Source organism: Planctomycetaceae bacterium, from assembly GCA_039680605.1.
GTDB lineage: Bacteria > Planctomycetota > Phycisphaerae > SM23-33 > SM23-33 > JAJFUU01.
The window spans coordinates 30507-44870 of sequence record JBDKTA010000050.1 but is presented as its reverse complement, the minus strand read 5'-3'; the positions used below and the strand labels follow the sequence as shown (position 1 = coordinate 44870).

7 protein-coding genes are annotated in these 14364 nt (G+C 64.5%); 3 read left to right on the top strand and 4 right to left on the bottom strand.

Annotated elements, in window-relative coordinates; all coding sequences use genetic code 11:
* Positions 1–663 precede the first annotated feature (663 nt).
* From ABFD92_15805 to ABFD92_15790, 4 genes are all read right to left on the bottom strand, one after another.
* Positions 664–1617, bottom strand: a complete 954-nt coding sequence (locus tag ABFD92_15805) for an ankyrin repeat domain-containing protein (GenBank protein ID MEN6506003.1) — start codon at positions 1615–1617, stop codon at positions 664–666.
* An 882-nt stretch (positions 1618–2499) separates the two neighbouring features.
* Positions 2500–3033, bottom strand: a complete 534-nt coding sequence (locus tag ABFD92_15800) for a hypothetical protein (protein ID MEN6506002.1) — start codon at positions 3031–3033, stop codon at positions 2500–2502.
* A gap of 39 nt (positions 3034–3072) precedes the next feature.
* Positions 3073–6687: a chromosome segregation protein SMC gene (gene smc, locus ABFD92_15795; protein ID MEN6506001.1), complete on the bottom strand. Its 3615-nt coding sequence runs from the start codon at positions 6685–6687 to the stop codon at positions 3073–3075.
* A 104-nt stretch (positions 6688–6791) separates the two neighbouring features.
* Positions 6792–8513 (bottom strand): flagellar basal body P-ring protein FlgI, encoded by a 1722-nt coding sequence (locus ABFD92_15790; GenBank protein MEN6506000.1) that lies wholly within the window; start codon positions 8511–8513, stop codon positions 6792–6794.
* 378 nt (positions 8514–8891) lie between these two features.
* Between ABFD92_15790 and ABFD92_15785 the strand changes: the two genes are divergently transcribed.
* The 3 genes from ABFD92_15785 (at position 8892) to ABFD92_15775 (ending at position 14352) form a co-directional block, all read left to right on the top strand.
* A complete protein-coding gene (locus ABFD92_15785; protein MEN6505999.1) occupies positions 8892–9560 on the top strand; it encodes a PEP-CTERM sorting domain-containing protein in 669 nt (222 codons plus the stop codon).
* 155 nt (positions 9561–9715) lie between these two features.
* On the top strand, positions 9716–12079 hold the full coding sequence (locus tag ABFD92_15780) for a tetratricopeptide repeat protein (GenBank protein ID MEN6505998.1): 2364 nt from the start codon (positions 9716–9718) through the stop codon (positions 12077–12079).
* A complete protein-coding gene (locus tag ABFD92_15775) occupies positions 12076–14352 on the top strand; it encodes a tetratricopeptide repeat protein (protein ID MEN6505997.1) in 2277 nt (758 codons plus the stop codon). The genes ABFD92_15780 and ABFD92_15775 overlap by 4 nt, the downstream gene beginning before the upstream one ends.
* Positions 14353–14364: the final 12 nt, after the last annotated feature.

Below are 14364 nucleotides of genomic sequence, written 5' to 3'. Positions count from 1 at the left end.
ACCGCCAGCCCCAAGCCCCCGCTAGGTGCGCAGCCGCCCAATTTCTTAGAGCAATAATAGGTGACTGTTCCAGGCACCGCATGGCCTTCCGGCAAGCCGCTTTAGCGGCTTTCGTCCCGCCGAAGGCGGGCCTAGCCCCGGCGTTTTCGCCGGGTCGAGGGGCGCCACATCGCTTTTCTTTTATCTCTGGTTTTTCCTCTCAGCACGCTTTAGCGCGCTTTTGGGGTAAGCACGCTAAAGCGTGCTGAAAGAAAAAGGGAATTAATCATCGCGCCGTGCCAGGGCTAAAAGCCCTGGCCTAAGCCCGGCTTCGCCGGGACGAAGGCCCCTGAAGGGGCCTGTCCCCATCGCCACGTGGCCAGGACCGTGCAGCAAGCTCCCTGGAGTGCGGCAGCGCCTGCCACGGCGTAGCCTTCGGCGAAGGCGGGACGCCGCCCTGGATCGGAAAAAGCCCGGCGCGGACGTGCAGAAACACGCCCCAAAGCGAAGAACATAGGAAAAGGCAGATTCATATCCACGAATGAATTAAGGCATCTGTCCCAAACGGCCCCGAAGAAGGATCGTTGTAGTAGAGATGGACATACGGCGAGTGTCCCATCGAGCTTCTGGGACATCCGGCCGCAAACAACAGCGGGAACACCAAGATCAGTGATCGCCAAAAGATCATTTAGCCGCCTTTCCTGAAGGGCGACTTGTTGGTTGCATGGCAGGCGCATCATCGTGCTTCAGCGTTGAAACAGCCCCCTGCGAGATCAGGAACTTGCGGATATCCTCGTTTTGCGTTCTATCCAAAGGCGAAGCCCCTTGGGCATCCACGACATTCACCTCGGCTCCGCGCTCGATCAGGAGCATGACCATTTCCTTGTCATCGCGCACTACGGCTTCAAAGATCGGCCGCCAGTGGTTGGCCAGATGGCAATGATTCACATCTGCCCCGTTGTCCAGAAGTCGGCGCACCTCCGTTGCATTCTTTTCCTGGATCGCCTTGTCCAAGGGCACGATCTTCGATGGCGGCAGTTGCGCCAGCCGCTTGTCGATAAAGCCCTTCAGTTTGCCGCGCGCGGCTTGGTCATCTTCGGGCTGACCGACCATGCGCCCCTGCCCAGCAAGCCAGTCGAGGGCTTCCCGCTCGAGGTCCGGCGGCACCTTCCGCATCTGCAGCACTCTCGGCGGCGGGGTCAGGCCATCCATCAACTCTCCGGGTTTCCCGGGGGGGGCCCAAGGGGCGACGTTCCATCCCTCCTTGTACAGAAACCCTTCGGAGACCGGATAAACGTAGGTCCCATACGGGTTTTCAAAGTAGAAAACCCATATCCACATGCAAAAGGGCAGAAAGGTAGCACCCGCAGAACATCGTGTGGCGATCTTAACGGGAACAACGGCCTTTCCGTCCTCAATTGGATACAGCCGCAACATCTCGGGATTGGCTCGATAGAAACTCTCCACCACGAGAAATCCCTTCGCGATCGGCTTTCCCTGTTCGTCCACGATTCTGTAAGTATGACCATGACCAGGAGCATTCATCGGAACCGTGGGAACAACAATGCACCCCCCCAGAAACCAAGGGAGGATGGCACCCGGCAGCAACCCGACGAACTGTCGCGCAGCTATCTTCATCGCATCATTCGACGTTACTGATAGGACCTTTGATATCCGGGGATATCCGGGCCATTAGCGCCATACAGGTTTTCGCATCTTCTTTCGTCTTCCTGGCCTTTCGCGGCCGGCCGCCGGGGTTGGGGAGCAAGGGACGGCCCAGGGCGGCCTCGAGCTCCTTCATGAACCCCACCGACCCAGGCGGTCTGCCTGTATTCTCGCCCCGGCGCAGCGTCTGGGCAAGGGGCTTGCTCGCTGCCCGCCGGGTCGCCGTTGGCGCTGGCTCCGCGCAAGCTTTGCGGGCTTTGCGTTCTCTGCGGTGACTCTCGTTGTCGGTAATCTCAACCATACGTCCGAGGCCGCCTTTCGTGTCTTGAATATCCCGGCTGATCGTCACGGCCGCCCTGCGGGGCTCATTGAATCCACGCATCATTCCCAGGGCTTGGGCTTGCTTCGCTCGCCCCGCCCCCTGGACTAAGCACGAAAACTGCATGAACCGCAGAGACCGCAAAGTACGCAGAGAAGAAATTGGCTCAAAACAAGACCATCTAATGTCGCGAGCGGCGATAACCTGAAAAACAGACTGTCCATGAGGCCCACTCCGTAAAGTTTCTGTAAGCCTTTTGATTCAAGACACCTCTGCGGTCTCTGCGATCTCTGCGGTGAAATATCCGGGCTAAGCACGACGGCCCCTCCGGGGCCAAAACGCATGACGGATGAATTATGCAGAATCCTCTGACACTCTGTGGCCAGGTTGTTTCCCCAAGAGATGCAAGGACCCACACGCACACCCATGGCGACCTGCCTTGCCGGCAGGCAGGCCCGCTGAACAACGCGTGTCGCCATGCCAGCCCGCCTTTGTGGCGTGGTAACGTCAGTGACATGAATTCTTTGGCCTTGCCCTCAGGCTCTGGGGGCGTACGGCGAAGCCGGCGGCATTTCCATGATTCCTTGCGGCTGCGACAGGGCGTCGATCTCTTTGGAGGCTCTAACGACCGTCACAATGTAGATGACCAGCAGGCCGACCCGCACCAGCACCGCCAGAATCGCTCCGCCGATGAATCCCGCTGCCTCAGCGCCGCTCTGCATTTTGTGGAGCATGGGGGCCTGCCACAGCGCCACGGCGATGCTCATGCCCGTGAAGACGATGTTTCCCCAACCCAAGGCGCAGCCGATCTTCTTCTTCATCAGGATCAGGATATTTCCCGGAACCCCCAGCAGGGCGATCCCCAACCCCGAAAGCACTTCAAAAACCGCCGTCTGATACAACTCATTGCTGCGAGAAAGGCTGGCCCAGCCGATGACACTGAAGATAACCAGGATCGCCCGCACGCTGCACAGCACCAGGTCGGCGATCGTGAAACCTTTGACAAACCCACTCAAGCCGCTGCGCTGCTGAGGAATTACATACGGGCTGGGAGGTGGCTGCGTCTGCATGTTTTTACCCTTTAGTTAAATGTCCCAGAATTATAGCTGTCAGGCCTCGACCGGTTCGAGCTGGGCGTCGAGCTTGTGGCCGACGTCTTCGAACTTCACGCTGATTCGCCGCGAGACGCCGGGTTCCTGCATCGTCACCCCGTAGAGCACGCTGGCCATGCTCATGGTGCGCTTGGCGTGGGAGATGATGATGAACTGGCTGTGCCCGATGAAGTCGCGCACGAGCATGCTGAAGCGCTCGGTGTTGGCCTCGTCCAGGGCGGCGTCCACTTCGTCCAGCAGACAGAACGGGCACGGGCGGTGGCGGAACATGCTGAACATCAGCGCCAGGGCCGTCATCGTCTTCTCGCCGCCGGACAGCAGCGAAAGGCTGCGCGTTTCTTTGCCGGGCGGGCGGGCGACGATCTCGATGCCCGACTCGAGAATGTCCTCAGGCATCGTCAGCAGGATGTCCGCCCTGCCGCCGCCGAAGAGCTTGCGGAAGAGCTCCTGGAAATTGCGGCGGACGATCTCGAAAGTCTCGACGAACAGGTCGTGGCTTTCAGTGTTGAGCCGCTCGATGAGCTCCTCGATCTGGCGCTGCGAGTCGCGCACGTCGGCCAGCTCGGTGGCCAGGAACTCGCGGCGTTTTTCAAGCTCATCCTGCTCGGCGATGGCGTCGAGGTTGATGTTGCCCAGGCGTTCGATCTTGCCCTTGAGCTCGGTGATCTCGGCCTCGACGGCGGACCAGTCGCGGTTGGCGTCGTGCTCGTACGTGCGCGACAGCTCGACGAGGTTCATGCCCATGTCGTCGCCGGCGCGGGCGACCAGGTCGGCCACGTGCGCTTCGAGCTGCCCCATCTCCACGCGCAGGGCGTTGAGCCTTTCGCCGGCAGACTCTTGTTCGACGCGCTGGGCGGCGATCTGCTGGCGGATCTCGCGCAGCTTCTGCTGCAGGCCGGTGCGGCTTTCCTCAACGTGGGCCATCTCGCCGGCCAGGGCGGTCTTGTCGGCCTCGATCGTCGCCGCGGCGTCCGCGGCGGCGGCAGCGGCTTCCTGGGCCTGGGCGAGGCGGCCGCGATCTTCGGCGATCTGCCCCTGCGCGGCGGCCAGGTCCTGGGCGATCTGCTGACCCTGGCGCACCAGGGCGTTGGCCGTCTCGGCGACGGTCAGCTTCTTCTGCTGCATGTGAGCCAGTTGCACCTTGGCGTCGGTGAGGCTTTGGCCCAGCTCTTCCTGCTGTCGCGAGGCCTGGGCGATCTGCTCCTGCAGGGCCTCGACCTGCTGCTGGCGCTGGGCGTTGAGCTCTTCGAGCTGGGCGGCCTGTTCCTGGGCCTGCAACTGGGCGGCCATCGCCTGCTCGATTTCCTCGGCCAGGCTGGCCAGGTCGCCTTCGAGGACCGGCTGTTCGCCCTGGAGCTGGGCGATGGATTCATTGACGCCGGCGAGGCGTCCCTGGGCCTCGACGCGCTCGGTGTTGGCTTCGTAGATCGCCGTGCGGAGGCTATGGATGAGCCCCTCGACGTGGTCCTTGCGGTCGCGCGTGGCGCGCCAGTCGGCTTCGAGCGTTTCAATCGTCTGGCCGAGGGTCTGCGCCTGCGTCTGCAGTTCGCTCAGCTCGCTGCTGCGGGAGATCATGCCCCCGCCGCGGGTCGAGCCGATTCGCACGAGGCCGTCGGCTTCGAGCACTTCGCCGGCCAGCGTGACGAAGCGCAGGCCCGCCGGCAGGACCGCGGCCGCGGCGGCGGCATCGGCCAACGTGGCGGTGACGAGCGTTCCGGCCAGCAGTCGCCACATGACCGGGGCGATCCAGGCGTCGAACTGCACCAGGTCGATGGCCCGGGCGATCACCTGCGGGCACGGCTGACCGGACAGGTCGCTGCGCCAGGGTCCCAGGCGGTCCAGGGCGAGCAGTTCGATGCTGGCGTTTTCGCCGACGAGTTCGGCCAGTTGAGCGTGGAGGGTCTCGATGTCGCTGAAGCGGTCGACGACGAGTTGCTGGTCGGCCCCGGCCAGCGCCGCCTCGACCACCCGCGCGTGCTGCACGTCGGTTCGGACGAACTGCCCGACGATGCCCCGGATGGCGTCAAAGCGCCCGTCGGCGCGGGCCTCGAGCACCCGCCGCGTTCCCGAGTCGACCCCGTCGAGGCGGTCGAGCATTTCCTGCAGGGCCTGGATGCGCCCCGCGGCGGCGCTGCGCTGTTCGCGAACGGTCGCCAGTTCCGCCGCCAGCGTCGACTCGCCGGCCGAAAGCTCCCCCGCCGAGCGGCGGGTTTCTTCCAGGCGCGTCTGGGCGTCCTGGAGAACGCCCTGGACCTGGTCGAGCTTGACCTGGGCTGCGGCCCGCTGGGCGATGAACTCTTCGAGCTCGCGCGAGACGCGCTGGGCGCGGTCGGCCAGGCTCGTGCGGCGGCTGGAGAGGTTCTCGCGTCGGATCGACGAGGCGTTGATTTCGTTGTGCAACCCGGCGGTGCGTCGCAGCAGGTCGATCGTGCCGCTCTTTTCGTCCTCGAGCCGGGCGGTCAGGTCGGCCACGCTGCTCTGGCCGCGCTGAAAGGCCTCTTGCGAGGTTTCGACATCGCGGCTGAGCCTGGCGATCTCGTTGTGGACGTCTTCGAGCCCGGCGGCGCAGTCCTGCTGTCCCTGGCGGCAGGTGTCGGCCTTGGCTTCGAGCGTTTCCACTCGCGAGGCGCCGGCGGCGATGGCGTCCTGGAGTTCGCGGGCCTTGTCGGCCATCATCGCCGCGCGCTGGCGGTTGCTTTCGATCTGGGCGGCCATGGCGGCGATGCGTCCCTGCAGATCGGCCAGCGAGCGGTCGAGATCGGCCAGTTCATATTCGGTGCCGCTGCCGGCGGCATCGAGTTGCTCGATTCGGCGGGCGACCAAAGCCAGGGCGTCGGAGCTTTCGTTGAGGCGCCCCTGGAGCTGGGCGCGCTGCTGGATCATCTCGCTGTACTGCGCCAGGAAGTGCAGGCTCTTGAGCTCCTTGAGCTGCTGCGTGTACGCCTGGAAGCTGTTGGCCTTGCCGGCCTGGTACTTCACCGACCGCAGCCGCTTTTCCAGCTCGCCCAGGACGTCGTCGAGGCGCAGGAGGTTCTGCTCGACGCGCTCGAGCTTGCGCAGGGCTTCTTTCTTGCGGGCCTTGTACTTGCTGATGCCGGCCGCCTCGTCGAAGATCGCCCGTCGGTCCTCGTGCGAGGCCTGCAGGAACGCCTCGACGCGCCCCTGCTCGATCAGGGCGTAGGCGTCGTGCCCGACGCCGGTGTCCATGAACAGTTCGCGGATGTCCTTGAGCCGGCAGGGGGTGCCATTGATGAGATAGTCGCTCTGGCCGCTGCGGAACAACCGCCGCCCGATCGAGACGCTCTCGCCCAGGGCCTCGCCGCCTTCGAGGTGGTTCTTCAGCACGCCGCTGGAGTTGTCGAAGACCAGCGTGACCTCGGCGCTGCCGCAGGCCTTGCGCGAGGAGGAGCCGTTGAAGATCACGTCCATCATCTCGCTGCCGCGCAGGCTCTTGGCCGACTGCTCGCCCAGCACCCACTTGATGGCGTCGACGATGTTGCTCTTGCCGCAGCCATTGGGTCCGACGACGCAACTGATGCCCTCGTCGAAATCGAACTCCGTTCGATCGGCGAAGCTCTTGAAGCCCGCCAGGACCAGTTTGCTGAGTTTCATGGCAATAAATCCTCTGCAGCGGATGTCAGAGCGGCCGCACACCAGCCCCAACCTGACAAGAAGCCCATACTACATGTAGGGCCACGTCTTTGTCAAGCTACAGCTTATCGCGGTGCCTGCGTATCGGGGCGACCGGAGCCCGGCGTCTGATGGTATAAGGCCTTGGATACTGCCGAAGGCGTCTGCAGGTTGAACTTGGCGTTGATATCGTGCTCGCGGCACATTTGGTAAAGAACGCTGACAATCTGGCTGTAGGTCAGCCACAGGCCTCGCATCTTGCCTTCATCGTCGCGATGGGGCGGGCTGCCCATCGCCAGGACCAGTTCCCGCACGGTGGGCTTGACCTTGACCGTGCCGCTGTATTCCCCCGTGCGGGGCAGTTTGCGAAAGACGCTCAGTTCGGTCTGGTCAGGCCGGGCGTTGATCGTGACGGTGTGGTCGGGCGAATCGTAAAACAGCGGCAGGCGGACCGGAAGGTCGCCGCCGAACAGCACCAGGCGCTGGCGCTGCGTGCGGGAGACGTAAATGGAAGGCCGCACTGCCGTCTTGACGATGTCCATCTCGAAATCGTCGGCCACCGTGACGCGGGTGATGACGGTGCGGTCGCCGCGACGGTCGAGCGACTCGTACGCCGCCTGGCGAACCAGGTCGTCTTCGTCGTCGAGCAACTGGTGCAGCACCATCGACGCGCGGGAGACGTTGCGATGACGCCCCAGTTCGCCGATGGCCTCCATCTGCAGCCCCGACCGTTTGTCCTGGGCGTAGAAGAGGATCACGTCGGCGGCGATCGCGTCGCCCAGTCGCAGCCCCGCCCGGGCGGTGTAGTACGCGGTGATCGGGTTTCGCGACCGGTACGCCGGGCGAAGGATCGAGATCACCTGGCGCCCCATGGCTTCCCAGGTCAGGGAGTAGTCTTCATAGCGAGCGCCGGGCTGGTCGATGGCCTTGAGCATCTGGCGGGCCATCTCCTCCCACGCCCCGATCTCGGTGCGCAGGGGCAGGTGCATCACCAGCTCAACGAAGTGGCGGTAGTCGTCGCGCATCTCGGGGGGGATGTTCAACTGGAGCATCGAGGAGTCTTTGCCCGAGGCTACCGCGTCGCGGTAGGGAAACCGCTCGTTGATGCGCCGCTGGATCAACTGGCACATCGCGAAATCCGGATACACCAGGCTCAGGCGCACCGGTCGCGACTCGACGACCTGCCCGCCGCCGATGATCACGCCTTCACGAAACTTGATCAGATCGCTCGTCCGCGTCGGGTCCAGGAACGGGTTGACGAACACCGCCCCGCCGGCGATCGCCTGAACCGTCGAGCCCTCGCCGGCCTGTTCCATGTCGCCGATGGCCAGGCGCATCTCGGCGGGCATCAGCGTTCCGCCTTCGAGGCTGCGGGTGTCGGTCTGCGGCAGGGCCTTGACCTCGACGTCGATGCGCATCCCGCGCGGAGCCCCGGGGGGAATCAGGCCCGTCACCTGAACCACAGCCGTGTCCGCGTCGGCCAGGAAACGCGCCGGGCTGATGTCTTGCGTGCCTCGGAAATAGGAATTGAGCCGCCCTTCCTTGAGCAGGTACTGAACGAGGTATTTCTGCAGGGCCCCGGGCACCTGCGTCGAGCCGTTCTTGCCCAGGCCCACCACCGCACAGTACCCCTTGACCGGCACCGGCGCGCCCTCGATCAGGCGGGCGTGGCGGGAAACCGTGTCGGGCAGATACACCTGCGGGGCCGGGGCGGATGTGGCTGACTTGGTGATCTTCTTGTTATGACAGCCCGAGCCGAGCACGAAGACACACAAGCCCGCGGCCAGCAGTGCATAGATGGGGCGCATGGCAAACCTCCCGTGAGTGTGGCAGTCAGGAAAAAGACAACAGAAAGGCCGCGAGCGGCGGCCTGGCCGCCCTCGTTGCCGCCGAGTGCGAAACCGTGGTGTCTCGTCCATAAGACACGCGGATTCTACCCTACCACGCCCGCGTCGTATAGATGCAAGTCAAAATAATCGCCGCAACCAAAGCGAGAACGCCTCAGACTACAGGAAGGCTTCGACATGCAAAACTAGGGGGGCAGGGTGTCGTTTTAGAAAAAGACCTTATTTTGCCATTGACGTTTTTTGCTTTGGTGATATCATCTTCAATCAGGAGCATGTATTTGAGCAGATGTTTCGGAGTTGTTTCGGCGTTGGAGCACGAACGGTTCTAAGAAGGAGATCATGATGAATCGAACTTTTCTTGTCACATCGGCTGTTGGATTGGTGCTGGCCCTTTCGGGCGCGGCAGAGGCGAATTTGATCGGCAACCCGTCGTTTGTCTCCACCGGCGGCCAAGCCACCCACGATCAAGGTGGAGGCATCAACGACTGGGCGGGAATCACGCGCTGGTATGAAGCCACCGGCGGCACATGGTACCTCCCGCACACCGGCGAAACGTATTCCGATGCCAAATGGACCATGCAGGCCGCCGGCACGAATGCGCCTACGGCGACCCAGAAGATCCCCACCGTCACGTTTGACATGGGCGACACGTTTGATTTCTCGTTCTGGACGACAAGCACCAATGGGGCGGGCAACATGGGCGGGCGGCTGGAGATTGGCTATAACGCCGGCAGTGGATTTGTTGTGGTTGCCAGTGTCACCGGCGCCGCCAACCAAAGCCTCACTTGGCTGAACTACTCCGGCAGCTACGTTGTGGATGGCTCCATGGGCGAGTTGGGACAGGCGATGGAAGTCCACATGGTCACGCTCAATCCCAGCAACACGGCGACGTCGTGGATTGACGACGTTGAATTGCTGGAGACGCCCGGGCCTGTGCCCGAGCCGGCGACGATGAGTCTGCTGGTTTTGGGCGGCTTGGCAGCGCTGATTCGCCGCAGACGCCGCTAGATTGCCACCGATCAGTACACACGAGCCAACGGGCGGTCCTGCTTCAGGGCCGCCCGTTTGCGTTACCGCGCGGACAACTTCATGCCGATGAATGACATTGCAGTAGGTCCGCTCCGACCCCTGAACAGTATAATAGACGGTTGAATCCATCGCCGATGTCCAGACGTCGAACCAACCTGCCCAAGCCCGCGCCGAAGGCGCCTCGCATCCGGCGGCCTATGCCCGTCTGGAAAAAGCTCCTGTTCGGTCTGGCAGTGACGGCGGCCTTGCTGGGCTTGATCGAGCTGTCGCTGGCGGTGGCCGGCTCCAGACCGCTGGCGCTGACCGACGATCCGTACGTGGGATTTGCCGGATACTCGCCGCTGTTCGTAGAGCACGTCGCCGCCGACGGGACGGTCATGATGACGCGTTCGCCGGCCAAGGCGCGGTATTTCAATGAGCAGCAGTTCTCGCGGAACAAGCCCGCCGGCGCGGTCCGGATCTTTTGCCTTGGCGGGTCAACGACCTTCGGGCGCCCCTACGAAGACTCGACCAGCTATTGCGGGTGGTTGAGACGCTTTCTGCCCATTGCCGACCCTTCGCGAAAGTGGGAAGTCATCAACGTCGGCGGCATCAGCTATGCCAGCTACCGTCTGGCGGCCTTGACGGACGAACTGGCGGGCTATTCGCCGGACGTTCTGGTGATCCACACCGGACACAACGAGTTCCTGGAGCGCCGCACGTACGGGGATCTGATGGCCCGCCCGCAGTGGGTGCGGTCGCTGTACGGTATTCTGAATCGCACGCGGACGTACTCTGCGGCATCGCGGCTGCTGCGACCCGCGGACACCGGTCCGCGCGACGGGCGGGACTTGATGGGCTCGGAAGTCCAGACGCTTCTGGACCGGTCGGTCGGGCCTTCGGACTACTCGCGCGAGATGCTGCATCCGAGCGAGGCGATCGATCATTTCCGCCACAATATCAATCGCATGATCGACCTGGCGAACCAGGCCGGGGCCCGCGCCTTACTGGTGGTGCCCGCCTCGAACCTGGCCGACTGCTCCCCCTTCAAGAGCGAGCACCAGGCCGGCCTGGCAGCTTCTGCCGTCGCCACATTCGAGACGCACATGGCGGCCGCACGCCAGGCTATGGCCGCTTCGCAATTCGACCAGGCGGCCGCCGCCGCCCAAGCCGCCCTGGCGATCGATGATCGATACGCCGAGGCACACTACGTGCGGGGCAAAGCCCTGCAGAAGCAGGGCAAGTCTGAGGCGGCCCTGGCTGCCCTGCTGCGGGCGCGCGACGAAGATGTCTGTCCGCTTCGGGCGCCATCGGAGTTTGAGCAGGCCGTCCGCGAGATTGCCCGCACTCGAAACGTGGCCCTGGTGGACTTCGCCCGGCGGGTGTCCGGCCACGCCCCCGGCGGCATCACCGGCGCCGAGCAGTTTCTGGACCATGTCCACCCGACCATTGAGGAGCATCGGGACCTGGCGCTGGGCCTGTTGAACGCGTTGGTCGCAGAAAAGGTGGCCCGCTCGCCGATTGCGCTGGACGCTGAAGCCATCGAACGCGTCACGCGCGAAGTCAACGCCACCCTCACCCCGCACGATCGCGCCCGCGCGCTGCGGACGCTGGGGCAGGTGCTCGGATGGGCGGGCAAGTTCGACGAGTCGTCACGACTGCTGGACCAGGCCGACGCCATGGACCCCGACGGCGGCACGGCGGACAGCCTGACAAACCGCGGCATCACGCTCCAGATGTCCGGAAAGAACGCCCAGGCCGTCGAACAGTTTCAACGCGCCCTGCAACGGGACAGCCGCTTTTCCCGCGCCCACAGCGCGATGGCCAATGCCCTGGCCGCCCTGAACAAGTTCGACCAGGCCGAGAGTCACATCCGCCAGGCCATCGCCCTGGACCCCGCCAATCCGGTCTACCACTTCGGTCTGGGCGAAATTCTCCTGCAGCGAGGCAAGACGACCGAGGCCGCCGCCAGCTTTCAGCGGGTGCTGGCGTCAGACAAGGCCCACGTCCGCGCCATGGTGCGCCTGGGGCAGATCGATCTGGAGGCAAAGCAACCTGCCCGCGCCCAGACGTATTTCCAGCAGGCCGTGGCGGCCAATCCCCGCGACATCCAGGCCCGCGTGGGGCTGGGGCTGTCCCTGTCCGCCCAAGGCCGCGGCGCCGAGGCGCTGGCGGAGTTCCAATCCGCCGCGGCGGTCGACGGCGATAGCGTCTACGCCGCGGGCAACCTGGCATGGCTGCTGGCAACCTGTCCGCAAGACCAGGTGCGAAACGGCCCCCGCGCCGTGGAACTCGCCGCCCACGCCTGCGCACTGACCCAAAACCGCCTGCCCGAAATCCTGGACGTGCAAGCCGCCGCCTATGCCGAGGCCGGGCGGTTTCCCGAGGCCGTCGAAACGGCCACCCGCGCCGTCGCCCTGGCGGAAGAGCAGAACAAGGCCCAGGCCGCCGCCGTCATTCGCCAGCGCCTGGAACTCTACCGCCGCGGAAAATGCTTCCGCGAGGAACCACCGCGATGAACGCCCGCGCGAAGCGGCAATCCCAATCGCCCCTCAAGCCCGCCCGATGGCAGATCCTCGTCGCGGCGGCAGTGATCGCCGCGTCTGTGCTGGCAGCTTACGCCAACAGTCTGCACGGGCAGTTCGTTTACGACGATCACGTCGCCATCGTCAACAACCCGCACATTCGGCATCTCTGGCCGCCCGGCGAGGCGATGTCGCTGCCCATGTGGAACACGGGCGCCACGGTGGACGGGCGCCCCGTCCTGAGTTTCACGCTGGCCCTGAACCGCAGCCTCTTCGGTCCCGACCCGTGGAGCTTCCACGCCGGCAACCTTATCATTCATCTCGCTGCCGCGCTGGTCCTGTTGGGGATTATCCGTCGAACGCTCTGCCTGCCTCAGTTCTCCGCCAACGGATCTGCCAGGGCGGTCTGGGTCGCCCTGGCCGCCTGTGTGCTGTGGGCCCTCCACCCCTTGACCACGGCGGCTGTCACCTACGTCGTTCAGCGGGCCGAATCGCTCATGGCCCTGCTCTACCTGCTGACGCTGTACTGCGCGATCCGCGGGTTCGAGGCGCGGCGGTCGTGGCCGTGGTACGCGGCGTCAGTCGCGGCCTGCGCGTTGGGGATGGGCACAAAAGAGGTGATGGCATCGGCGCCGGTGGTTGTGTTGCTCTATGATTGCGTATTCGTCTGCGGCTCGGTAAAGAAGGCCCTGCAACACCGGTGGCGATTCTATGCGCCTTTGGCCGCTACGTGGCTCATCCTGGCCGGGCTGCTTCGGGCCACATCGGGCAACGTCGGGGAAATCTATCAGCGAGTGGGAACATGGCAGTACCTTGCCACACAGCCCGAGGTGTTGCTGCATTACCTGCGTCTGGCCGCCTGGCCGGACGTGCTGGTGCTGGAATACACGTGGCCGTTCGCCCACAGCGCCGCAAGCATCGCGCTGCAGGCAGCGGTGGTCGTCACCCTGCTCATGCTGGCGGCCTGGGGGGCGTGGCGCCGGCGATGGTGGGGGTTCTGTGGCGCGGCGTGCTTCCTCGTTCTGGCGCCGTCTTCGAGCTTCTACCCTCTTTCACAGAATGCCTTCGAACATCGAATGTATCTGCCGCTGGCGGGCGTGATCGTGCTGGTCGTCGGATGCGCCGGGTGGCTGGGGAGCAAGGCGCTGCGAGCCTCGAAGAGCCCATTGGCGGCCATCGCCGCCTTGATGCTCGTCCTGGTCGTCGGCGCGGCACTGGGGTGGAGAACCCGCCAACGCAACAGCGACTATCTCAGCGAGCAGGGCCTCTGGGAGCGGACCATTGCCGATCGGCCCGCCAGTTCGGTCGCCCACTACCATCTCGGCCACGTCCTGAGGCGCCAGGGAAATCTGGAGCGGGCCATCGGACAGTACCGACGGTCAGTGCAACTGGACGCTACCCGCTACGATGCCTGGAGCAACCTGGGCCAAGCCCTTCTGCTCGATGCACAGCGGGCACGCCTTGCGGGGGAATCTGAGCGTTCGTCAGCACTGCTGCACGAGGCCGCGGCGCTGTTCGAGAGCGTGACGCGGCGGCGCCCCGACATGACCGAACCTTGGGTCGGCCTGGGAAAAGTTCACGCCGCACAGGGCAATCTTGAGGAGGCGGTGACCGACTTCCAGGCGGCTTTGGCCATCCGTTCCACCGACGCATGGGCGAACACGGAACTGGGATCGGCCAGAATGCGACAGGGGCGTTTTCAGGAGGCCGTCGCCCACTTCCGTCAAGTTGTGACGACCAACCCCCACGAGGCCCAATCCCGTTTCTTGCTCGCTCGGGCGCTGTCCGCCGCCGGCGAGGCTGACGCGGCCATCGAGCAGTATCAGGCCGCCACGTCTCTCGACGGCGACTATGCCCCCGCCCATGCGGACCTCGGACTGGCTTTGCTTCTGCGCGGCCGGACAGGCCAGGCCATTGACCATTTCCGGCAGGCGTTGCGGATCGCCCCTGACGATCTGCGCACGGTCAACAACCTCGCCTGGGTGCTCGCGACGCACCCCAAGGCCGAATTTCGCAGCGGCGCCGGCGCCGTGGAACTGGCCCGGCGGGCCTGCGCCGCGACGGATCACCAGAACGCTACGCTGCTGGCCACGCTGGCGGCGGCTTACGCCGAATCGGGCATGTTCCCCCAGGCCGTCTCGACATGCCAGGACGCCATCAAACTGGCAGCGACGACGCACAAGGAAATGATTGCTGACTATGAGCGGCAACTGACCTGCTATCGCCAGGGCAGGCCCTACCGCGACGCCAGCCTGCCGCCCCCCTGACCGCGCAGATCA